Annotated in this window: 19 protein-coding genes and 1 riboswitch; of the genes, 8 read left to right on the top strand and 11 right to left on the bottom strand. The window is 59.1% G+C overall.

What is annotated here, in order from left to right; genetic code table 11:
• Positions 1–2: 2 nt before the first annotated feature.
• From Q2M23_RS11765 to Q2M23_RS11730, 8 genes are all read right to left on the bottom strand, one after another.
• On the bottom strand, positions 3–503 hold the full coding sequence (locus Q2M23_RS11765; protein ID WP_316395658.1) for a FixH family protein: 501 nt from the start codon (positions 501–503) through the stop codon (positions 3–5).
• A 22-nt stretch (positions 504–525) separates the two neighbouring features.
• Positions 526–1,995: a cytochrome c oxidase accessory protein CcoG gene (gene ccoG, locus Q2M23_RS11760; protein ID WP_410469713.1), complete on the bottom strand. Its 1,470-nt coding sequence runs from the start codon at positions 1,993–1,995 to the stop codon at positions 526–528.
• 76 nt (positions 1,996–2,071) lie between these two features.
• Positions 2,072–2,950 carry a cytochrome-c oxidase, cbb3-type subunit III gene (ccoP, locus tag Q2M23_RS11755; RefSeq protein ID WP_316395656.1) on the bottom strand — a complete coding sequence of 293 codons (879 nt, stop codon included), beginning with the start codon at positions 2,948–2,950 and terminating at the stop codon, positions 2,072–2,074.
• A 6-nt stretch (positions 2,951–2,956) separates the two neighbouring features.
• Positions 2,957–3,121 (bottom strand): cbb3-type cytochrome c oxidase subunit 3, encoded by a 165-nt coding sequence (locus Q2M23_RS11750; RefSeq protein ID WP_057018760.1) that lies wholly within the window; start codon positions 3,119–3,121, stop codon positions 2,957–2,959.
• 11 nt (positions 3,122–3,132) lie between these two features.
• Complete coding sequence (ccoO, locus tag Q2M23_RS11745; protein ID WP_316395655.1) at positions 3,133–3,867, bottom strand: cytochrome-c oxidase, cbb3-type subunit II; 735 nt, start codon at positions 3,865–3,867, stop codon at positions 3,133–3,135.
• Positions 3,868–3,875: 8 nt separating this feature from the next.
• Positions 3,876–5,492: a cytochrome-c oxidase, cbb3-type subunit I gene (gene ccoN, locus Q2M23_RS11740; protein ID WP_410469717.1), complete on the bottom strand. Its 1,617-nt coding sequence runs from the start codon at positions 5,490–5,492 to the stop codon at positions 3,876–3,878.
• Between the two features lie 104 nt (positions 5,493–5,596).
• Positions 5,597–5,929, bottom strand: a complete 333-nt coding sequence (locus Q2M23_RS11735) for a hypothetical protein (RefSeq protein WP_316395653.1) — start codon at positions 5,927–5,929, stop codon at positions 5,597–5,599.
• A 413-nt stretch (positions 5,930–6,342) separates the two neighbouring features.
• Complete coding sequence (locus tag Q2M23_RS11730) at positions 6,343–6,570, bottom strand: hypothetical protein (protein ID WP_082653909.1); 228 nt, start codon at positions 6,568–6,570, stop codon at positions 6,343–6,345.
• A 1,497-nt stretch (positions 6,571–8,067) separates the two neighbouring features.
• On the opposite strand from Q2M23_RS11730, the gene Q2M23_RS11725 reads away from it, so the two are divergent.
• The 6 genes from Q2M23_RS11725 (at position 8,068) to hemN (ending at position 15,413) form a co-directional block, all read left to right on the top strand.
• The gene (locus Q2M23_RS11725) at positions 8,068–9,498 is read left to right on the top strand and encodes a PAS domain S-box protein (RefSeq protein ID WP_316395652.1); all 1,431 of its coding nucleotides are present in this window, start codon (positions 8,068–8,070) and stop codon (positions 9,496–9,498) included.
• A complete protein-coding gene (gene fixJ / locus Q2M23_RS11720) occupies positions 9,495–10,100 on the top strand; it encodes a response regulator FixJ (RefSeq protein WP_316395651.1) in 606 nt (201 codons plus the stop codon). Before Q2M23_RS11725 ends, fixJ begins: the two co-directional genes overlap by 4 nt.
• Before the next feature lie 652 nt (positions 10,101–10,752).
• On the top strand, positions 10,753–11,586 hold the full coding sequence (locus tag Q2M23_RS11715; protein ID WP_316395650.1) for a universal stress protein: 834 nt from the start codon (positions 10,753–10,755) through the stop codon (positions 11,584–11,586).
• Positions 11,587–12,024: 438 nt separating this feature from the next.
• Positions 12,025–12,708, top strand: a complete 684-nt coding sequence (locus Q2M23_RS11710; protein ID WP_316395649.1) for a helix-turn-helix domain-containing protein — start codon at positions 12,025–12,027, stop codon at positions 12,706–12,708.
• Positions 12,709–12,853: 145 nt separating this feature from the next.
• Entirely contained in the window at positions 12,854–13,480 is a 627-nt protein-coding gene (locus Q2M23_RS11705) for a hemerythrin domain-containing protein (protein WP_316395648.1), read from the top strand.
• Positions 13,481–14,060: 580 nt separating this feature from the next.
• Entirely contained in the window at positions 14,061–15,413 is a 1,353-nt protein-coding gene (hemN, locus tag Q2M23_RS11700) for an oxygen-independent coproporphyrinogen III oxidase (protein WP_316395647.1), read from the top strand.
• Between the two features lie 701 nt (positions 15,414–16,114).
• Here hemN and metE read toward each other — a convergent pair.
• Positions 16,115–18,460, bottom strand: a complete 2,346-nt coding sequence (gene metE, locus Q2M23_RS11695; protein WP_316395646.1) for a 5-methyltetrahydropteroyltriglutamate--homocysteine S-methyltransferase — start codon at positions 18,458–18,460, stop codon at positions 16,115–16,117.
• A gap of 101 nt (positions 18,461–18,561) precedes the next feature.
• A riboswitch (cobalamin riboswitch) is annotated at positions 18,562–18,762 on the bottom strand.
• A gap of 374 nt (positions 18,763–19,136) precedes the next feature.
• Between metE and Q2M23_RS11690 the strand changes: the two genes are divergently transcribed.
• Complete coding sequence (locus Q2M23_RS11690) at positions 19,137–19,769, top strand: hypothetical protein (RefSeq protein ID WP_316395645.1); 633 nt, start codon at positions 19,137–19,139, stop codon at positions 19,767–19,769.
• A 342-nt stretch (positions 19,770–20,111) separates the two neighbouring features.
• Positions 20,112–20,951, top strand: coding sequence for a nodulate formation efficiency C protein (locus Q2M23_RS11685; RefSeq protein ID WP_316395644.1), 840 nt, complete (start codon positions 20,112–20,114; stop codon positions 20,949–20,951).
• Between the two features lie 529 nt (positions 20,952–21,480).
• Here the strand turns inward: Q2M23_RS11685 and Q2M23_RS11680 are convergent.
• Both Q2M23_RS11680 and Q2M23_RS11675 read right to left on the bottom strand, forming a co-directional pair.
• Positions 21,481–21,828 carry a hypothetical protein gene (locus Q2M23_RS11680; RefSeq protein ID WP_316395643.1) on the bottom strand — a complete coding sequence of 116 codons (348 nt, stop codon included), beginning with the start codon at positions 21,826–21,828 and terminating at the stop codon, positions 21,481–21,483.
• Positions 21,829–22,310: 482 nt separating this feature from the next.
• Positions 22,311–23,489, bottom strand: coding sequence for a Wadjet anti-phage system protein JetD domain-containing protein (locus Q2M23_RS11675; protein ID WP_069276044.1), 1,179 nt, complete (start codon positions 23,487–23,489; stop codon positions 22,311–22,313).
• Between the last annotated feature and the right edge of the window lies 1 nt (position 23,490).

Genomic DNA, 23,490 nt, shown 5'->3' with positions numbered 1-23,490 from the left:
TCTCAGTTCAAGACGACGCGGTTTTTCGATACAAACATGCGGCGGCCACCGGCGTCGCCTTCGATCACGAGATCCCACTGCCCGACGGCGACGCCCGAGGCGCTGCCCCGGAAAGTTCCAACATCGGCCTGCGAGACATCAATCGCCCGATCGGCCCGGCGGTCGACCGGGCGCTCGAGCCGGGCCATGAAATTCACTCCAGCGACAGGCGCGCCTGCGCGGTCGCGCGCCTCAATCGCAAGCACGGCTTCACCGTCTGACCGCCGGTGGATATGTACCTGAACCTGCCAACGTCGCTCGTTCTGCTGTCGTGCCGCGATGATCTCACGCTCATAGGTGAGGCTGGCGCTATAGGCGCTGTCAACCTCTGTCCCCGGCAAGGTCGTGATGGCAAAGCGCATCATTAGCATATTGGCGCCAATCACGACCGAAAAGAAGGTGAGAAGGGCAATCAGGACGAAGCGTCCGGTGATGGGCCGCGCGACGCGAATTGATGCGGTCATGGTCAGATCCGGTCAGTGCTCGCTAGGGGAGAACGAAATGATCCATTGCGGAAGCGACCTCGCCAAGGCCAATATCGGTGACCCGAAACCTCACCGGCATCGAGTGTCCTGACTTGTCGTCAACCGGCGCCGTCAGGAGCACACGCAGTTCTGTCGTAGTATCGCGAGCCAAGACGATCATCGGTCGATCCACGGTCACGGAATCGGCGCCGACGACGTGGACGGACGTTTCGGTTGGGCCATCGACGTCGATCGCGATCACGCGATCGACGTCGCGCTTGTTGAGCAAGCGCACCGTATAGCCGTTGCGAACCGAACCGTCGCTGAGCTTGACCGCCACGGGATTACGGTCGTGTAGGATGCTGAGATCGAGCAGAGTTCTCGACGATAGCCCATAAAGCATCACGGCGCAGACGACCACGATCAATGAAGCATAGACGAGCGTGCGCGGGCGTACCGGCTTGAATAGTTCCGGCTTGCCGTCCATCCGACGCTGAATATTGATGTCGTTGTCATAACCGATCAAGCCCGTGCTGCGCCCGATCTTCCTCATGACGGCATCGCAGGCGTCGACGCACAGCCCGCACTGGATGCAGCCCAGCTGGGCGCCATTGCGGATGTCGATTCCGGTCGGGCAGACCGCCGCGCATTGATTGCAATCGATGCAGTCTCCGGCCCTTTCGCCGCGCGCGCGCAGATCGAATGATTTCTTCAATGAGCAGCGCTGCTCGCCGCGATCGTATTTGTAGGTGACATTGAGGGCCCATTCATCGGTGAGCGCGGCCTGGATGCGCGGCCAAGGACACATGTAAACGCAAACCTGCTCGCGCATGTAGCCAGCCAGCAGATATGTCGAAGCGGTCAGGATCCCGATCCAGATATAGGCAATTGCTGGCGCCTGGAACGTTGCCAGATCGCGCACCAAGGTCGGCGCGTCGGCGAAGTAGAGCACCCAGGCGCCGCCGGTCCACCAAGCGATCATCAACCAGATCGCGTGCTTCAGCACGCGCTTCGCCGCGCGCCCCATCGTCATAGGGCGTGCGGCGGCCTTCAGCCGCTCGCGACGGTCACCCTCGAGCCGGCGCTCGACCGCATGGAACAGGTCGGTCCAGACCGTTTGCGGACAGAGATAACCACACCAAATCCGACCGCCCAGCGCGTTCATCAGGAACAGTGCAATGGCGGCGAGCACGAGCAAGCCGGTGAAGTAGTAAAGCTCCTGCGGCCAGAGCTCGATGAAGAAGAAGTAGAACCGCCGGTTCGAGAAATCGAGCAACACCGCCTGGTCGGGAGCGCCAAGGCCACGATGCCAACGCACGAATGGCAGCAGATAGTAGATGCCCAGACACACCACCATCAGCCGCCATTTGATGGTGCGGAAAGTACCGCGGACGCTCTGCGGATAGACCTTCCTACGGGCTACATAGAGTGGTCCATCCTCGTCGATTACCGGGTCATCGCGCGAAACGGTCTTGTTCACGGCAGGTTTCATGACGACCTTACATCGGACGCGGGTGACTCACGTTGATCCGGGCCAACGGCGCCGCAGGTATTGCGGCGCACCTCGCCTATTGTCCGCCGCCGAGCGAATGCACATAGACGGCAAGTGCCTTGACGGTGACGGGATCGAGCCGCCGGCTCCAAGCCGGCATGATGCCAGCGCGGCCATAGCTGATGGTCTCGACCAGCGTCTCCTCATCCGAGCCGTACAGCCAAATGCGGTCAGTCAGATTCGGCGCGCCGAGTGCCTGATTGCCCTTGGCGTTCTCGCCATGACAGACCGCGCAATTCTCGGCAAAGATCCTTGTGCCGGCCGCAGCATCGAAATCGGCTGCCGTGGTCAAGCCCGACAGCGATCGCACGTAGTTCGCTACGGTGACAATCTCGGTTTTCGTGAGGATGCCGTCGCGGCCGAAGGCTAGCATTTGTCCCTCATGCGCCTTCGCATGTCCGGAACGTGCGCCGAACTGGATGGTCTGCAGGATCTGGTCGAGCGACCCGCCCCACAACCAGTCATCGTCATTGAGGTTCGGATACCCCTTGGCACCCGCGCCGCCGCTGCCATGGCAGGGCGCGCAATTGTCCGCGAACACCGTCTTGCCGCGCCCACGGGCCAATGCCAGCAGGATCGGATCCTTCTCGATCTCGGTCAGAGACGCCTTGCCGAGCATGGCCATCTTCTCGCCGCGCAGCTTCTCAAGACCGGCAAGGTCATTGACGACGCTGGCGCGGGTCGAATAGTCAAACACGCCGGTCGTGTAGCTTGAGAGCAGCGGCCAGGCCGGATAAACGACCCAGTAACCCATGGCCCAAAGGATCGTGGCGTAGAAGCTCAGAATCCACCAGCGCGGCAGCGGTGTGTTGAGTTCCCTTATACCATCCCATTCGTGCCCCGTCGTGGAGCGGCCAGAGATGTGATCGATATCGATGTCGTTATGCTCGGTCATGATCTGTCAGTCCCGGCGCAGCGGCATGCGCGCTGCAGAATCAAAACGCCTCTTGTTGCGGGGCCACAGCGCGTAAACGACGATGGCTACGAAGATGCCGACGAACAACGGCGTCCAGAGCGTCACGACGAAGCTTGAAGCCAGGCTCTCGATGGAAATAATGGCTTTCATCCAAGGATCCTTCAGCGCAGATTGGCTTTTTCGTCGTAGAGCTTGAAATCGATCAATGTGCCGAGCATTTGCAGGTAGGCGACGAGCGCATCGAGTTCGCTCGGATTGCCGGTCCCGCCGTCGAAATTGCGCACAGCCGCCCTCGGATAGCGCTTTTGGAACGATGCGACGTTCGGGCTGTCAGGATCGAGCTGCGTCTTCAGGTCGCCGGCAGCGTTCTTGATCTGGTCCTCGGTATAGGGGACACCGACCGCCCGATTGGTGCGCAGATGTGCGACGATGTCGGCCAGGTCGATCTCCGTGTTCGCCAGAGACGGATAGCCTGGCATCACCGATTGCGGCACGATGGCGCGCGGATTGTTCAAATGCGTGACGTGCCATTCATCGGAATATTTCCCGCCAACACGCGCGAGGTCCGGGCCGGTCCGCTTCGAGCCCCATTGAAACGGGTGGTCATACATGCTCTCAGCGGCCAGCGAGTAATGTCCGTAGCGCTCGACCTCATCGCGTAGCGGCCGGATCATCTGCGAGTGACAGAGATAGCACCCCTCACGTACGTAGATGTTGCGGCCGGCAAGCTCGAGCGGCGTATAAGGCCGCACACCGTCCACCGCCTCGATCGTGCTCTTGAGGTAGAACAACGGCGTGATCTCGACCAGGCCACCGACCGCTATCACGGCAAGGATACCTGCGATCAGGATGATCGAGTTCTTCTCAAATATCTTGTGTCGGTTCCAGAGCGACATGCGATGACCTATTCTGCGGCCTGGAGCGCTTGAGCGTCCTGGATTTGACCGGCTTCCTGTGCATTCACCGTCATCCAGAGATTGGCGGCCATGATCAGCGCGCCGATCAGGAACAGTGCGCCCCCCGCGGCACGGATGATGTAAAAAGGATGCATGGCCTCGACCGACTCGATGAACGAGTACTCGAGGAAACCAAGCGAGGTGTAAGCGCGCCACATCAGCCCCTGCAGGATTCCGGACACCCACATCGCGGAGATGTAGAGCACGATCCCGATCGTGGCGATCCAGAAGTGCCAGTTGACGAGCTTGAGGCTATACAGCTCACGATTCCAAAGCCAGGGAATCAGACAATACAGCGCGCCGAATGATACGAAGCCGACCCAGCCCAGCGCGCCCGAATGCACGTGGCCGACCGTCCAATCCGTGTAATGACTGAGCGAATTGACGACCTTGATCGCCATTGTGGGACCTTCAAACGTCGCCATGCCGTAAAAGGCAACGGAGACCACGAGCATACGGAGCACCGGGTCGGTGCGCAGCTTGTCCCAAGCGCCCGAAAGCGTCATCAGGCCGTTGATCATGCCGCCCCAGGAGGGCATCCACAGCATGATCGAGAACGTCATGCCAAGGGTCTGCGTCCAGTCCGGCAGCGCCGTGTAGTGTAGATGGTGCGGACCAGCCCAGATATAGAGGAAGATCAGTGCCCAGAAGTGGATGATCGACAGACGATAAGAATAGACCGGTCGCTCGGCTCTTTTTGGAATGAAGTAGTACATGATCGCGAGGAAGCCGGCGGTCAGGAAGAACCCAACCGCGTTATGGCCGTACCACCACTGAAACATGGCATCCTGCACGCCGCCCCAGGCGATGTAGGATTTCGAACCGAACACCGACACCGGCAATGCGGGATTGTTGCCGAGGTGGAGCACTGCAATGGTGACAATAAAGGCGAGATAGAACCAGTTGGCGACGAAGATATGCGGCTCTTTCCGTTTCAACAGTGTCGCCAGGAACACAATGAGATAGGTGATCCAGACGATGGTGAGCCAAAGATCGGCGTACCACTCCGGCTCGGCATATTCCTTCGACTGCGTGACACCGAACAGATACCCAGTGCCCGCGATCAGAATGAAGAAATTATAGCCTACGACCACAAACCATGGCGCAAGATCACCAGCCAGGCGGGTACGGCAGGTCTTCTGCACGACGTAGAATGAGGTCGCAATGAGCACGTTTCCGCCGAACGCAAATATGACAGCCGATGTGTGCAGCGGGCGCAGCCGGCCGAAGCTCGTCCAAGCCAGATCAAAATTCAGTGCAGGCCAGGCAAGCTGCGAGGCGATCAGCAGACCAATGGAAAAGCCCGCAATGCCCCAGAACATCGCGAGTACCGAGGCGAATTTGATCGGACCAAGATTATAGTTCGGTCGGCCATTGATCTGGGCCGGCGGGAGTTGCGCCGGCCGTTCATAGTATCGGTTGAGGATGACGGCTGCAGCGATCAGACTGGCGGCAGAAGCCAGCAATGCGTGGAACGTAAAAGCAGAATCGTGCCCCATCGCCCCGGCGATATAGAAAACGAATGCAGAAACTGCGAATGCCGACATCAGGCCTGCTTCACCCATCGTCGTGGATTTCGAGGTGGAGGATGGGCTTGTCATGGCTAGGCCTTCCTTGAACGCGGGATGCTTGGGGAGATCATTTCCGGCGAGCTAAGCGATCGGGCTCATTAATCGCGAAAGCGGTGCGGGCGGCCGTCATCGACCTCACGACCGAGCGCGCGCAGGGTATGTTCGTTGGGGCAGTCTTTCAGCGGATTTCGATGCATACCTGCTTGGAGGTCGGCGGCGCAACGCCCTTTGGCCGGACATAGGCCGCACACCCGCTGCAGATCGCGCAACACGTCACCATGGCAGGCGGCAAGCGCATGTTCGGAAAAGCCAGCAAGCGCGAGGCGCTTGCGCAAGAGTTCGGAAGAGTTCGGACTCTGCGCCAGGGTTCGAAACGCGGACGTTGACAGATTAAGCTCACGCGCGATCGCATCGACGTCCTGCGGGCTCAAGTAAGCCAGCTCGGACTTCCGAGACAGACTCGCTCGTAACCGGCCAAGCAAGCTCTTAAACCGCCAAGGACCACCGATATGTGCAGGTTGGCTGACCATGTGTCATATCCCTCGAAGCAGCCATAGCTGCCGGAGGCCGATTTGTTTTTGACCTGCATCAAATTTGATCAACGTCGGAGCAAATCATTCGTCCGGATCGCCTACCCGGGACGATGCTCTGCGGAGCAGCGCATCCAGCTGGCTGAGCGACGGGCCGGCAAGAGTTGCGGCAAGGTCATTCGCATTGCTGTCCCGGGCAACAGGACGCCTGCTACCTTGGCAACAACATCGCAAGCTTGTCGACGCTCGGAGCGACGTTTTACAAGAGCACGCTTGAACTCGCGGATGGAACATCGGCGCTAGCCGAGTTCAGGCTAGCCGCCCCATGAAGGAGGCAATGCAGGCGGGGCTCGAAGCTCCATTGCATCGGCGAAAATGGTCCAATCGCGGACACCCTTTTGCTTGCAGAAGTCGGTCTCCGCCTGGAGCGCAGCAGCACTCAGCGATGCAGCATCGACCTTGAACGCCGCCTGACACGCACGATGCTCGTGGCCCGTATCGTCGCAAACGGTCTTAATGAAGCGAACGTTAAATGAAGGCATGACTACCCTCTTTTTAGGTGGGTTTACTCATCCTTGCCTATTCTGCCATTCGTGCCAGGAGAGTATTTGATTTGCCTCAAGCAGCATCCCAAATTATTGGCCACAGCCAGACCTGCGCCCCCGTGATCGCAAGCAAGAAAGCGAAACGGCCCCTGTCTCGCTCCTGACAGCCCACCCTGCCGCCGCAACGGCAAAGCCGATGATCAGACTTACCGCAGCCAAGGTTTCGAAAAGGCCAAGGTTCAGGGCTTCCGCACCAAAGCCGATGGCTGCGATCAGCGCCGGCAAGGCCACCGACAATGCGAGGCGAGCAATCAATTTAACATCTCCTTCCCGCCTCTCACATCTTTACTGACAAACGTTGTCACAGTGCGGTGAGCGTGGGGTGTACTTCAACATTCGCATGAATGCGCGTCCTGCATTTTGATTTCTATCAACTCGGCTGCGGTCAGGTTTGTCGGGACTGAAGCGCGGCCTAGCGAGTCACCCGCGATGGAACATGCTTGCCCATCCTGACCACTCGCGGCGGCCGCGCCGCCGTCGGTCGTTCCAGACGCGCATCGTGCTTTTTTTGACTTGGATCAATACTTCAACGGCGAGCTGTCGATAAAAACATTATCCCAGTCATAGGTCAGACACATGGCTCACAGACCGACTTGGCGCCCCATGATCGTGTCGTGCCCAAATACAGGCGACCGGGTTCGAGGACTGCTGCCCGTCGACGCAGCCGAGCCCGCCAACGACCTGCACCAGATCACCTGCATCGCTTGCGATGGTGTCCACTTTATCGACCCGCGGACCGGCTCGATGCTCGGAGCCGAGCGCAGCTAGCCATCCGCGCCCCCTCCAATTAATGCCATGGCCAGGAGACGACTCGCCAACAATGGATGTTCGACATGACAGGCCTCGGCAAACTTTGTCCTGCGGCGGGCACAATTGCAGGATGGTCCGGATCAGTTTGAGCAAAGGCGGAAAACCGCCTCGCAGCCGTCAATCCCGATATTTGCGAGAACGTCAAGCGATGCCTCTGCCAAGAGCACCGAGGCGACGATCTCCGCAATCGAGACCGCACGCGGCGTGTGCGATATTGGGCTGCAGCTGTTCCCGCGGCTGGACAAGCGATGGCGCTCGGACTGTCTGGAAGGTGATTGAATTTGTCAGTCGGCAGCGATGAACACCGTCCAGGGTGTAATAGCAACGTGACCTGGGAGCGGATCGAGACGGCGCCCTTTGATCGGGACCTGGAGATTGGCGTGATCGAGGGTAATACCATTCATCGGCTGGTCTTCCCCTGCCGCCGGATCTTCGGCGGCTGGATCAGAGCGACGAGCGGGGAGCACGTCGCTGTGCAGCCCACGCATTGGCGCATTTGGCTCAAATAACGATCGCGCCTTCCTGCACAATATATCGGCCGTAAATCGGCACGCGTCTGCCTTCGGTGGTCTCCTGCGGCCAAACGATGTAGGTTCGATTGAATGAGAGGGTCTACCGGCAGATATGTCCGACCACATCTGGTATCGTTATGGCACTGCGGTGGCAGCCGCCGCGCTCGCCCTCGTGCTCCGCGCAGCGTTAAATCCGTATCTCGAGGATCGCTCATTTACGATCATCTACCTTCCGGCGATCGTTTTTGCCGCTTTCGCCGGCGGGCGTGGACCGGCGAGCTTCGCTACCCTGCTCTGCCTTGTCGTCAGCGTCGCAGTGCTTGGGAAAGGCCTCATCACCGTTTCCGCGAACACGATCGATATTGCAGCCTTCGCGGTACTTGGTCCCATGCTTGGCTTCATGGGCGACCGGCTGCGGCAGGAATCGGTGCAGGCGCGGTATCGGCAGGCCCATCTGCAATCGATCCTGGACACCGTACCGGAAGCCATGATCGTGATTGACGAGAAGGGCATCATTCGCTCGTTCAGCGCCGCGGCTGTGCGTTTATTCGGCTGGATGCCGGACGACGTGGTTGGAAGGAATGTATCCAAGTTGATGCCGCAGCCCTACCGATCCGAGCACGACCGCTACATTGAACGTTATCTGACCACCGGCGAGCAGCGCATCATTGGCGTCGGGCGCATTGTGGTCGGCGAGCGGAGCGACGGCTCGACCTTTCCGATGGAGCTTGCCGTCGGCGAGGCCAAAGTGCGCGGCGAACGCTTCTTCACCGGCTTCATCCGAGACCTGACCGAACGGCGGGCGCAGGAACGCAGGCTCCAGGAGTTGCAGTCTGAACTCGTCCACGTGTCTCGGTTGACCGCCATGGGTGAGATGGCATCGTCCATCGCCCATGAAATCAACCAGCCGCTCTCCGCCATCACGAATTACATGCGCGGCGCAAAAGTTCTGCTGGCGGCAGACAAGCCAAACGCCAGTCGCATCGGTGATGCACTCGAAAACGCTGTCCAACAGGCTCTGCGCGCCGGCGATATCATCAAGCGCCTGCGGGAATTTGTTGCCAAAGGCGAGACGCAGCATTCTGTGGAAAATCCGCTCACGCTTCTTGAAGAGGCTGTGGCGCTGGCCCTGCTCGGCGCCAAGGAGCAAGGCGTGCGGGTAACGATGCGCAGCGATCGCGATCTGCCGTCAATGATCGTAGACAAGATCCAGATCCAGCAAGTCGCGCTGAACCTGATACGCAATGCAATCGAGGCGATGGCTTCCTGTCCGCGTCGCGAATTGACCGTCGGAGTTAGCAAGGTCGACGGTCTCGCCAGATTCACCGTCGCCGATACGGGTTCCGGCATCAGCCCTGATGTTGCCGACCGCATGTTCCAGCCCTTTGTCACAACAAAGGAGCACGGCATGGGTGTTGGACTATCAATCTGCCGGACAATCGTCGAATCCCATGGCGGTCACATCGTCGCGGAAGCGAATCCTGGCGGAGGCACGATCTTTCAGTTCACGCTGCCATTTGCGGAGGTCGGTGAAGAAGCATGACTGCGCGGCGCATTCTAGTGATCGACGACGACGACGCGATGCGGGATTCTTTGGCCTTTCTGCTTGATATTAGTGGTTTCTGGGTTGCAACCCACGAGACGGCGGCCGAGTTTCTCAATGACATCGCGAGCGGTCCAGTCGACTGCGTCGTATCGGATATCCGCATGCCAGGCATGAGCGGCCTTGAACTGATGCGCAAGCTGAAGGCCGATCGGATCGACTGTCCCGTCGTCCTGATAACCGGTCATGGTGACGTATCGCTGGCGGTTGAAGCGATGAAGGCGGGTGCGGTCGATTTCATCGAGAAGCCGTTCGAGGACGAGGTACTGTTGCGCGCCATCAACGCCGCTTTGGAAGCGCGGCCTATGAAGCCAGCCGATGACGCAGCGAAACTGGAGGCGGAAGCCCGCCTGGCGGACCTCACTTCGCGCGAGCGTGACGTCCTGCGGGGACTATTGGCCGGCAAGATCAACAAGGTAATCGCGCACGATCTTGGCATCAGCCCGCGAACGGTCGAGGTTTACCGCGCCAACCTCATGGCCAAGACCAGTGTACGCAGCATGTCCGAGTTGATGCGGATCGCCATTGCCGCCGGACTCTAGCGGGGTCGCGAGCACGCGCTATAAGCGACGAGCGTTGGTGCGGCAGATCTTAGACGAATTTGTCGATAAATGATCCACAATCGCGTGGGCGCGGAGCGCATTGCCCGGCAACGACTTGCGCACAGGCCAGGACCACAGACCGGCAATGACGAAAATCAAGGCGGGCCCGGCGAAAGGTGCACGCGCACGTCGCGCTGGCGTCCGCCCCCGTCTGCGACGATCTGTCCTCGCATGTCGCTGATCGACTTTCCAGCAGCAGTTGAAGCATTGGCGCAACCGGCTCGACCGCAGCCAACCAGCCGCGCATCAGATTCCGTTACTGGCTGGGCGCTCCTGTCGCTGCATCCGTTTTCGACACATGAATGTCGAGCGGGGAATGGCGGCAATGGACACATCCACGATCTCCGGCCACCTCAATCCCCCTCATCTGTGCAGCAAAAATCGCTCTGCACGAATCGTGCAGGATTCATGGTTGACATGACTGATGCAACACATGCCATGCTGGTTCTACTTGGCATCGGACCTGCACGAACTGTCCGTCGCCGATTTGATCCTGCCTCGACAAATCAACGACCGTGCATGAAGCAGATCAAACGCGCGGTCAGATTTATACTCCGATGGGCAGCAATCCTTTCACGTCCGGAGAACCGCAATGTTCGGGAATATATTGGTCCATCTTCCCACGGAGCTCCCGGTACGGGCTACGGTGAACGGTTCGATTTCTTTCGCACAGATCACGGGCGCGCACCTTGACGCTATGGCAATCGGTTACGAGAGGACCATTATTCCGCTCGCTGCACTCGGCGGGGCGGCCGTTACTTCGGTCTTTGAAATCGAGCAGGCGCATGCGCTGGAGCGAGCCGAAGCGGCGCTTCGTATCTTTGATCTGCGGGCGAGGAGCGCCGGCATTTCCTATGCGAGCCGCGCCCTCAGTGCGGTTCCAGCGGAGGCGCGTCGAAGCATCTGCGCCAGCGCGCGCGTGCACGACATGACGATCGTTACGCAGCCCCAGAGCGGCTACGACAGCTATGACAACGTTATTCCCAAGGAGATCCTGTCTCAGGCCGGCAAGCCAGTTCTGTATCTGCCAAGCGTCTTCCACGGCGCTCTTTCGGCCAGACGGGTCGGGATATGCTGGGACGGCAGCCGCCCTGCGGCCCGCGCGTTGCACGACGCGATGCCACTGCTGCGCGAAGCCGACGCGCTGACCATCATCGCGATCACTTCTGCCCACAAGATCCCGGCAGAAAGTTCCACCGAGCACTTGGAACAGTATTTTGCACGGTCAGGGCTTCCTGCAAAGATCGTGTCGCTTCCGGCATCCAAGTCGGCGCACCGCGCGCTCTTGTCGCTTGTCGCGGACGAAAGCCTCGACCTGCTGGTGATGGGCGGATACGGCCGCTGTCGGCTGCGCGAAAGGCTGCGCGGGGGCCTTTCAGCAGACCTGCTTCGTGAAAACTCCGTCCCGGTCTTGATGTCACACTGAAGGCAAGAATTTTCGACGCGACATGCCTCATCGGCTGAGGGAGGCACCGGCCGACCGCCGATCTGAAGAACAGGAGCGCCGGCTGTTTGGCTTTCGTGCACCCGCCGTCGCTCGCGAGGCGGAGCCGCTGAGCCTGCGCCGCCATTTTCGAATATTGCACCTACGCTACCGGTCTCGAGGAGCGTGGACAATCTGGTCACCGCTCTACCCGACGATGTCCGAGCTCAAGCTGAACACCGGTAAGCCGGCATGCAGCTCCCCAATCCAAACGCAGCCCGGTCGACTTTGAGCCGTATTTGATCAAGCAAAGGGCTGCGCCGCACGTATTCTTACGTATAAATACTTAGTGGGTTCTACTTAGGGGAAACATCCAAATTTTCTACTTCGTTGGAAGCGGCCAATCTGCGTCCTATCGACGTTTCGAAGATCGAGTCCGCCATGTACGTACAGGCCGCGAGTATTCACGAGATCAGCCATCATCCGAGCAGCGTCTTGCGTGGCCAGCCTCGTACCTATGGACCGTTTGGTATGGTTGCGACCCCGATGCGGTTCGCCCGCAACAGCGAGATCTATGGCGAGGACGAAGCAGCGGAATACCTATATCAGGTGGTATCGGGTGCTGTGAGAAGCTACAGGATTATGGTGGATGGACGTCGTCAGATTGGCGCGTTTTATTTGCCCGGTGACATCTTCGGCTTTGAGGCAGGAGACAGCCATATCTCTTCGGCGGAGGCGGTCTGTGAAACGCACCTTTTGACGGTGAAGCGCAGTGCCCTCATCGATCGCGCCAGCCACGAGAGCGAGCTCACACGGCAGCTCTGGGATGCGATGGCGCTTGAACTCCGCCGCTTTCAGGAACATCTGATGCTCCTGATCAGCAGCGCTGAAGAGCGCGTCGTGTCATTCCTGCTCGATATGTCACGCCGCGCGACGAAGAACGCTGCGATCGAACTGCCCATGTCGCGGCAGGATGTTGCCGATTACCTTGGTTTGACCATCGAAACAGTTTCACGCACGCTCACTCAACTTGAGCAGAATGGCGTGATCGCGCTGCCGACTTTGCGCCGAATCGAGCTACGGAGCGACAAACTGCCCAGCCGCTTTGCGCAGGATCTGGGGTAAGCTCGAGAGGCGCTGGGAAATACGCAAACTCTGAGCATCGAACGTCCGACAAATCGCAGCGCACGACGGACGCCCGAACCTCTGCTTGGGCGATCTAGATGGATGCAGGATCGCTATTTACATTGTTCCTCCGTGGAGCACCGCAATGATCATCGATTTTTTGCTTCGAGAGCATCGCAACATTGACCTGCTTCTGGTCGCCCTCCAACGCGAATTGGAGATTTTTGAGCATGGGATCCGTCCAGACTATGAGGTAATTCGCGCGATTATCAGCTACTTCGAGGTTTACCCGGAGGTGTACCATCATCCTCAGGAAGACCTGATTTTCTCCAAGCTTAGAACTCGCGACCCGGACGCGGCTGCAATCGTCGGCGATCTCGCGCACGAACACCGGGAAGTCATCGACCGTCTGCACCACTTCGCTCAAGCTATCGATGGTATCCTCGCGGATCGTGAACTCGTTCGGCAAGACGTCAGCAACATCGTACGCGACTTTATATTGCGGGAGCGGCACCACATGATGTGGGAGGAACGAGATTTCTTCCCCGCCGCCGTTAAGGCTCTATCGGCTGAGGATTGGACCGAAATCGCATCCGCCCGCACCAATGACGGGGATCCGTTATTCAGCAAGACAGCGGAAGCGACATCCGATGCGCTAAGAGCGCATATTCTAGAATTGGAGCAAGAAGCTGAAGCCGAACGGAGCTCGGTCGCTTTTTCGTCCGCAATGGCCGGCAAGCCGCCAGATGGCGCCAAAGCCGATGGACCGTAGTTGATCGCCGACGTTTCACGATGGGAAGTGGACGTCATGATCGTCCTGTTGAAATGAAGATGATAATCTTCCCGGCGCGCATACGCTGCGCACGGCCAGGACGAAATCCGTGATCGCTTTCCTTCAGTCACCCGATTGCAAATGGCATGGCCGAAATCCATACACTCCGGGTCCGGCAGGTTCCATGACCTCTGCGTCGGTAGGGTGGTGGCAATATGGCTTGGCCTACGCCACGCTGATCACGCGCCAAACGAACCCCACACCGACCGATCGGAATGGATGGTTGCGGCCGCTCGTCGAGCGCTCCGGCCGGCACAGGGAATGAGCTTAACCGATTGCGGCTTGGTTCGCTGGCCGGATTGGGTCCCAACGAACTACGGAGGCACGCGCGGATAGGATGCTGCTCATTGCGGCCGGGCGAGCGCCTCATTGCGTCCCAAAGTGCGATGCATACGCCACGGGCATGCCCTACCAATTTCGGCAGGATGGCCACGACGGTCCGACGCGATATTTGAGCCAGCGCAAAGCTTATCTGCTGCGTGTCCGGTAATCTGACCCAAGGAGGAAGAAAGGCATCCGAATGCGACCGGACTTGGCAGACTCCTACGGGCAGCACCGGCTGCCACGCTACACCAGCTATCCGACGGCCCCCCATTTCTCAGCATCGGTTTGCGAATCCGACTACCAAACGTGGCTCAAGTCGTTGGACGCCCAGCAATCCGCCTCGATCTACGTTCACGTGCCGTTTTGTCGAAAGATGTGCTGGTATTGTGGCTGCCACACGTCTGTCACGAAACGCCAGGAGCCGATCGCGATCTATGCAGCGGGACTGCGGACTGAAGCTTACCTCGTTGCAGAAACCGTTGGTCGACGACAACCGATCTCTCATATCCACTTCGGGGGCGGTACCCCGACGATCATGACGCCTGAAACATTTGCTGATCTCGTCGGTTCGTTGCGCCATTCCTTCGCTGTCCTGCCCGATGCCGAGATCGCCGTAGAGATCGATCCACGCACGTTGAGCGAGCCGATGGCCGAGGCGCTGGGCTTTTGCGGGGTCAACCGGGCGAGCCTTGGTATCCAGAGCTTCGATCCAGTTGTTCAGCACGGCATCAATCGTCTGCAGAGCTTCGGACAGACCGCGACCTCGGTCGATCGGTTACGCCGCGCCGGCGTCGGCCGGATCAATTTCGACTTGCTCTATGGCCTGCCCCTGCAGACCGTCGCTTCGTGCCTCGACACCGTCGCCAAGTGCCTCGAGCTTCATCCGGACCGGTTTTCGGCCTTTGGCTACGCGCACATTCCTTCGTTCAAGAAACATCAACGCAAGATCGATGCGTCCAGCCTACCCGACAGCGTCACGCGCCACCTCCAGGCCGAAACCATCGCGGGAGCTTTGGTTGATGCTGGATACGTTCGCGTAGGCGTCGATCACTTCGCCTTGCCGAACGACAATCTCGCCCTAGCGAGGCAGGAAGGCGGGCTGAGGCGCAACTTCCAGGGCTATACTGACGATTGCGCTGACGTCCTGATTGGTCTGGGCGCCAGCGCCATCGGCCGTATGCAACAGGGGTTTGCCGCAAACGCGGTCTCGACCAAGGACTACCTTGCTCGCATCTCCCAGGATCGGCTCGCCATCGCAAAGGGCTATTTACTGACCGATGACGATCGCTTCCACGCCGAAATCATCGAGCGAATCATGTGCGACTTTGCGGTTGATCTTTCCGAGATATCCCGTCGTTACGGCCGGGATCCTAGATTAGCCGTTGTCGATCATTCTCGCCTCGGCAGCCTTATCGCCGATGGCGTCGTGGCGATTGATGATGACCGGCTCACTGTAGCCCGGGGCGCAGAGTTCCTGGCCCGGTGCGTCGCATCAGTCTTCGACGCTCACCTCCTTAGGTCCGGCGCTACACATAGTCAGGCGGTCTAGCGACTAAGCGAAACCCAGCGTTTCAGATCCGAGCTCAGTATCCCCGCAACTGGGCTATGCTTTTGGATGACGACCAATCACACCGCTGAAGAGCACGCCGATCGGCATCCCGTTCGCCCCGTCTGCCAAGTTGTACAAAGATTCAAACAAAGCTTGGAACCCGCGGACCAAGCTGGCGTAAGCAGGGCCTGCATCAATAGCAAGTCCGCTCATTGGATTGGTCAGATCATGCTTTTTCCGTCGGCAGTTTCGTATAGTCGCGTTGATCTAGCTTATCGTTTCCGGCAGAAACGCCTACCAACGTGCGCTTTTGGCCGGCCCCATGACCGCCCGACTACCGCCCATCGCTCAACTCGGCAACACGTTGCGAAGATGCTCATCGACGACAAACCTTAGTGTAGATTTTCTATCCCAGGCAATATCGGCGGCATACCGCGGCATAATTGAGCTCCGCTGAGCTTGTGTTTTAACTGTAGTCAGATTTTCGGCGGATGTCCTCGCCGTGATCGAACCATCGGCTGTCCTCCCTCCGCCGATGGACGTCGGTGCGATGCATAGCAGCGTCGCTCCTCCCGGACACACTTCGCCCGGCCGCTAAAGGCGGCCGGGCTTTTTTCGTTCCCCAAGTCCCCTCACGATCACCGAGTGCGCAAAGTCCCACAAGCGATCGGCTTTCTCGACGAGAGACAACAGGCCAAGGCTCAACGGTCGACGGGAGCGGATCCAGCGCGCAGCTCGCGGGCGGCAGCGACCATGTTGACCAGTGCTGGGCGAACCTCCTCCCATTTCCGCGTCTTCAGGCCACAGTCCGGATTGACCCAGAGCTGCGAGTCCTGCAGCCGCTTGCGAGCCAACGCCATGAGTCCCGTCATCTCGCTGGTCTCGGGCACGCGTGGAGAATGGATGTCGTACACGCCCGGCCCGATTTGATTTGGATATTTGTAGTTCCGAAACGCGTCGAGCAATTCCATCTTCGAGCGCGAGGTCTCGATCGAGATGACATCGGCGTCCATTGCAGCAATCGCATCGATGATGTCGTTGAATTCCGAGTAGCACATATGGGTATGAATCTGGGTTTGATCGGCGACGCCCGATGAGCAGATGCGGAAGCAATCCCCAGCCCAGTCGAGATAGGCCGCCCACTCCGATCGACGCGGTGGCAACCCCTCGCGCAGCGCTGCTTCGTCGATCTGGATCATGGTCGCACCCGCATTCTCGAGATCCCTGACTTCGTCTCGGATCGCGAGCGCAAGTTGGCGGCAGGCCTCGCTTCTGGGAATATCATCGCGAACAAACGACCAGTTCAAAATCGTTACCGGTCCGGTCAACATCGCCTTCATCGGCTTGTTGGTTAGTGATTGCGCGTAGCGCCACCAGTCCACGGTGATCGGCTTCGGCCGCGAGACGTCGCCAAACAGGATCGGTGGCCGAACGCAGCGCGAGCCATAGGATTGTACCCAGCCGTTTTTGGTAAATGCGAAGCCGGAGAGTTGCTCGCCGAAGTACTGCACCATGTCATTGCGCTCGAACTCGCCGTGCACGAGCACGTCCAGGCCAATGTCCTCCTGCCAACGGACAGCACGCGCAGTCTCCTCCTTGAGAAACTTGTCGTATTGCCCGTCGCTCATCGAGCCTCTCGCGTGCGCCGCGCGGGCATTACGCACCTCTGCGGTCTGCGGAAACGATCCGATCGTCGTGGTCGGAAACGCCGGCAGTTTGAAGCGCTTGCGTTGGATCTCGGCACGGCTGGCAAATGGGCTGACGCGCCGTCGCATGGTCTGATTGATCGCACTGATCCGGACGGCGACATTGGCGTCACGGATCTTCGGGGAAGTTCCGCGGCGGGTGGTAACGCGCTCCGATTCCGCAAGAGCGTCGGCGACATCTTGATCGCCTGCGAGTGCCCGTGCCAAGGTCGCAAGCTCGCGAATCTTCTGAACCGAGAACGCAAGCCAACTCTTGACATCGGAAGCAAGCTCCGTTTCGAGTTCAACATCGACCGGCACGTGAAGCAGCGAACAGGATGGGGCGATCTGTACGCGATCCTTGCCGAGCTTCGCAATGGCGGGATCGAGCCGCTGGCGCAGCGCCGACAAATTCGTCCGCCACACATTGCGACCGTCTATCACGCCGAGTGACATGACGAGTTCACTTCGCCCGGCAGCAATGATCTGATCCAATAACTCCGGCGCCCGAACCAGATCGACATGCAGGCCGGCAATAGGTAGGCGCAAGGCGGTGTGAAGATTGTCGCCAAGGTGGCCGAAATAGCTGGCAACCATGATCTTGATGGCCGGCCCTTCCTTGGCGAGCCGGCCATAGGCATGCAGCAAAGATTTTTTTGGCCCCTCATCCAGATCAAGGACCATGCAGGGCTCGTCAAACTGAACCCAATTTGCTCCGCGTTTGGCCAATTCCTGCAGAACCTCGATATAGACAGGTAGCAGGTCATCCAGGAGTGACAGTGGCTGGAACGCGGGATCCGCACTCTTGCCTAGCTTCAAGAAAGTGACCGGGCCGATCAGGACAGGGCGAGTCTGAAAGCCAAGGGCCTTGGCTTCCTCATACTCCTCGATAGGCTTGCGAGAGGAGAGCCTGAAAGTCTGTCCCCGATGAAATTCCGGAACCATGTAGTGGTAGTTGGTATCGAACCACTTGGTCATCTCCTGCGCGGGTGCGCCATAGCCGCGAGGTCCGTGACCGCAACTCGCATCCTGACTGCCGCTTTGTGAACCGCGTGCCATGGCGAAATACGTCTTGAGAGAAGCAGGCTCGGCTTTCGAGGCATAGACTTCCGGGATGGCGCCGACCATGACACTGGTGTCGAGCACCTGATCGTATAGCGAAAAATCGTTCGACGGAATGATGGTGACACCGAGGGATTTCTGGCGCGCCCAGTTCGCCGCACGTAGGCCGGCTGCGTCCTCGAGCAACTGCTGTTCGCTGATTCTTCCGGCCCAATAGCTTTCGAGCGCGAGTTTAAGCTCGCGTCTTGGACCGATGCGCGGCGTTCCGAGCGTGGCAACCGGAAGCGAGAGAAGAGACATAGCGTTAACCCCATGTTGGGGGCAAAGGCCATGGCGGACGCAGGCAGGAGACGTCGCGCGAGCGACGGCTGCTTGGCGCACCACCGGGACACCCCGCCCGTGGACGAACATATTGTCGGGGCAGGTCTCCTGGCTCGCGGGTCATCGCCACTGTCCGGCCTTCCCGAAGCCGCGCAGGCTTCAGTGACTCTGTTGGACAGCGGCTCGCCGCTCACAGTTGCGGGGGCAGCGCCGGCATCACCGGCTTCCCTCTTAGCTCCGGATCAAACAGGAACCGGAGAACCTCGACGACTTGGATTATCGGCAAGACAACTCCGCCGTCAACCTCTCAAATTGATGCTGCGACGTCTCCTACGTGTTGACGATGCACGGCCACTCTTGATCGGGACGTTGAAGGCACTCTCCAATCACAAATATCGGGGTGACCATCTGCGAGGCGCGTTGGCGTCGGACCGCGCGTCAGATCATGGAAGAGACGAATGCGGCCTGGGCGATGAAGGTCACGGTGCCGAGGCAGGACGCTCTTCACGCGATCCAGCTTTCGAACATTCATCGAGCACCCTTCGCTACGTCCCCCTTTCTCCACCAACAACCAGTGTGAATAGGCGCGCTATACGCTAAATCCGCCGGCATACTCAGCGAGCATGTTGATCTACGACCAATCCTGGTAGGCGCCATGCGGACGTTTTTTGGCGATACTGCGAAAAGCAAGCATAGTGAATCACCAACGAAAAGAGTAGCTCGCAATGAAAATGGCTGTTTGGAGTGCCCTCACCGTCTTTGCTGCTGCCGTCTTTGCGGTCGGCCTGTTCGGCTGGATAGCAAGGCCACTTATGAACCCGGCCGTCAGACAGATGCTCTCGAACGTTTTGAGCAGTTCAAGCCGAAGCTAGCTCAACCCGAGGCTTGGCCTTCTTGCCCGGTCGATACGACTGCATGGAAGCGCAGCTCCTCCAATGTTGACTACGGCGACGAACTGATAGACGCCGGTCACGAAGCGGGCCATCACGCGAGCGGCGAAGGCCTCGTCCCATCGTCTGCCTTACTTTTGAACTTGCGAGCGCCAATTCCTAATCGCTCGCCGCTGATGGGCGGCTTCGCCTCGTTGTCGGCCATAAAGCGCCTAGCACAACCGGCTGAGGCACTCTCGACCTTGGCAGCAGCGGCAACGACCCCGGACCACACCGGTTCGATGGCGGCAAACCTGCACTCAATTGTCGTCTGGCTTCTGGCAGCGAGGCTTTCAAAACTGCGCTGCTCGGAGATCCAGTGCGTGACAGGAATGAGCCACGAAAGTCGCTGCGAATAGGCTTAATGGCAACATAAATAAGGTGCGCAGGTCGGGAAGTCGACAAAGGCGGCACAAATCTGGTGCGAACTGCCTGCTATTGCCTGGCACGAAGAATGCAAGTCCTCGCTTGCCCAGGCTTCTCCTCCTGGGCTGGTCCAGCATTGCAAGTTGAAGCTTTGGCTGACCACTGAAGTTAGCGGCGCGTGACATCGAGGGACAGCGCCTGCAGCGCGGGACATCAGCAGGTGCTCGCGTCACGTTGCCGCTAACTTCTAGCGATCTCGTAGAGCACGTCGAAGATTGTCCGCTTTGGAATTGACGCGTGGATGAGAACCAGATGGGCCGGCAGCAATGAAGAGAATGTCTGGAACGCGCGTGCTTTGGTTCTGTCTCGGTCGATCGCTGATCTGCCTGGCCGGGCTGGCAGCGACAAACAGCAACGTTCGCGCCAACGACAGCGCGCTTGTCGAAAGGGTCAAGTCAACGTGGCGAGCGCAAGACGGCGAGACTATAGAACAAATCATCTCCAAGGTCTCGAAGGTGGCTCACTTCGTCCCTCGGTCATGGGGAGTCGCTGAAGGAATTGACCGAACAGAGTATGTGTACTTTTCGTGGACCAGGCACCAAGACAACAAATCAGACGAACAGTACGCAATCACTTGGAAGATCGCGACCGACGGAACGATCAGACTTGCGTCGCCATATGCCAAGCCGATTGAATTGGGTTGGCGCGCCTTTGCGCTCTCGTTGATCGCCAGTGAGGTCACCGATGGCGAAAGGGACGCAAATCTCCGCTTTCTGCACGATCCTGTTAACTTCAACTTCGTAACGACCGCACAAGGCAAGCTCGGCGATCTTCTGCGGCACGGCCGGTGCCATATCATTGAGCCCGTTGCAGTGGATTACGTGGCGAAACCGAATGACAAGCCGACGAAAAAGGGTGATCTTTGGCGCGTTCTGCTTTTGGTGAACTGCAAGATCCCGGGGCCCCATTATTTTACTCGCAACGGCGTCATCGCTTTCGAGAAAAGCGAAGGACAAGATTGGGAGCCTCAATCTTTTTTTGCCAAGCGTATCGCAGCCTTTCCTCCAGGCTCTTGGTTCGATCGCATAGAGCCAAATGAACGAGAAACAATAGAGAGGGCGCGAAAGGCCTCGGCCAATGATCGCACGGAGCAAGATCGCGGCGCAGCTCCTTGACGCTGAGCGCCTCTGAGTAGCGGCCAAAGCACACACGCTCGGAAACGTTGACGTGTGCTGTTCTGTCTTTGCGACAGACCGGCAGCCTCTCTCGCAGCTTGTCACAGGAAAAGGCACACACAGCACTGTTGCTCGCGGCCCATTGGACGAGAAAATCGATGCTATGATCGGACGACCACGTGCCAGCTTACGAGAACCGATTTAGCCTTCCCCGCACACGCGCAGTGCGCGGACGCCAATCTGCGACGAGGCCAGCTCGAAATCCCATTCTGCAGCGGACTTCGCCCAGCAGGCGTGCGCGCAGCGCATCGCTTCAACGGAAAATGGCACCCGCAGGAGCGTGAGCATAGCGACGCCGAAGGCGGCACGCGGGACCGAGTGCAGCGACGAGACCGGTTAAATGGGTACCCGGGAACGGGGCAGTGAACGCCGGCATTCTTGATGGCGGCGGGCGCCTTTCCCGAGTACCCCCGGCGAGGAGCTCCGCAGCCATGCGCAATGGATGGACCGTAGAATTGAGACGGAGGATCTAGATTTCCTCGGGCGCATTCGTCTGCGCGTCATAAATCCTGATCTGAAGCATGGGAAAGCGCTTCTTTAATTCTTCCCTACCCGGCCGGGCGCCGTCTCTCGTTGTAAATTCGGCTTCGAGTCGGCCGTCCACTTCAAGCCCGTAACAAGAGACCGGCAATTCACGGCTGGCTGCAACCATTTCGTTCCCATTGTGCAGCGAGGTGCTTGAGAACGATGCGTAATGAATCGCCCAAACCGCACCAGAGTAAGCTGCCTGCGTGCGATGACGCATGTCGGAGATTGATGCCTCGCACTGGCTGGCACCTGGGATGGGAATTCGTCCAGGCGGCACATGCACGATCAAGCCATCGGCTCGACATAGCTGCCCTCCCAGCTACCCTGGGCCACGCGCACCTCGTGCTGAGCTTCGTGGTATTTGCCCTTCCGAATATTCGGGCCAATTCAACGCAAGACCGTTGCGCACAAGCAATTCAGCAAGATCCCGTCCGCGACCGAACAGGTCGTGACGGTGCCCACAATACCGGTGGAGGTTGAGCAGAACACAGTTGGTGGATCGCCAGACGTCGCAAGCTGTTGAGAAATGATAGCGAACATAATCACGGACGAGCGCCGGCGAAATATTTCGCGGCACCAAGGCGACGGGGCCATCTTATTTCTTGTTCGACGGCCGCCACGCAGTCGGTGAGCGTGGCCGTGTGGTTATGCGCTCGAAGATCGCCAAGGTCGTCACCGATCACAGAGAGTATCCCACTTTCGAACACCTTGCAGGAGGAATTGACAGTGCTCGATTCCATGATACCGACCGCTCTTGGTTTTTACCGACGCTCACGGCGGAGCGGTAGGATCCGGTAAGACGGGATTGAGCTCCTCTTGCTCAAGCGTCTTTGCTCCGTCTCCTGCTAAATAGGCCGCGAGCACCGCAATACCGGAGTCTGGTGGACACCGCGCGGGAGCGGCCTTCCTCAGTGGCACCTGCCCCGATCTTTCGGCGATTTCGACACTCATGAGGTGGGGTCGAATCGGACGTCCGACTGCGCGCTCGATCGTGTGGAATATCCACGTCCCATCCGGATCAATGTCTGACCAGTGGAAGATCGGCGTGTTTCCAGACACCATTTGCGTAATCGTGCGCAGCGCCTGCTGGGTGGCGAGAGAGGGGTATCCACCCACGTACATCGTCGCTCCCTCTCGATCTGGATCGGCCTCGGCGACATGTCTGTTGAAGCTCGCGAAATTTTCGATGGTAAGAAGGTAGGCTGGTGGCCGCCGGAATCGGATGCGATCCGCCTCCTTGGGCGGGATGCCTAGATAGCGTGGAGAAATCTGGGACAAATCGGCGCCATCGAGATCGATCCTTCCGGCGATGAGAAGCGGCGGCGCGAAGCGCTCCAATCCTATCGTCCGCAGCGCCTCGCGGGGCCGCGCTCCGGGCGGGAGCTCGAGGATTCCACCAAGAAGTCGGACGACCGCGCCTTCGACGCGTTCGAGGGCTTTGCTATCGCCGACTGTTCTTCGCGAGAAGGTCCGATAATCGACATCCAAATGCCTATTCTCCAGAATTGCTTGGGCGAGGGCGAAGGCGTCGCGGAGCTTGTCCACATCGGATGAGGCGAACCCGTGCCAGCTCTTGGCTCGCCCCCAAGTTTCCGCTATCGCGGCAGCCGCTTCCACCAAGCGCCAATCCAGCGCGATGTCCGCACAGAGGCGCCTACCAGCCTCTTGGGCGATCTGAGCGGCCGGAACGCGTCCGAGATAGTGGTAGAGCGCGTCCGCGGCTTGAAGTCTGACGTGCACAATCTGATCCCGCCTGGTTCCGCGTCCCCTTGCGAGACTAACGGCGCCGACCGCCTCGGCCCGCGCGATCTGCCTCAGGAAGACGTCAGCAGCCACCACGTTGGGAAATGCGTCATAGTCGGGATGTGCGATGGGGTTGGCGGTCCCACCTTCGTAGCGATCCAGCAGATCGTTCAGTAGTCCGTTCGCCTCACTGAAACGACGCACCATG

This window comes from Bradyrhizobium sp. 33ap4, from assembly GCF_032654765.1.
Lineage (GTDB): Bacteria > Pseudomonadota > Alphaproteobacteria > Rhizobiales > Xanthobacteraceae > Bradyrhizobium > Bradyrhizobium australafricanum.
This window is presented reverse-complemented; position numbering and strand designations above follow the sequence as displayed.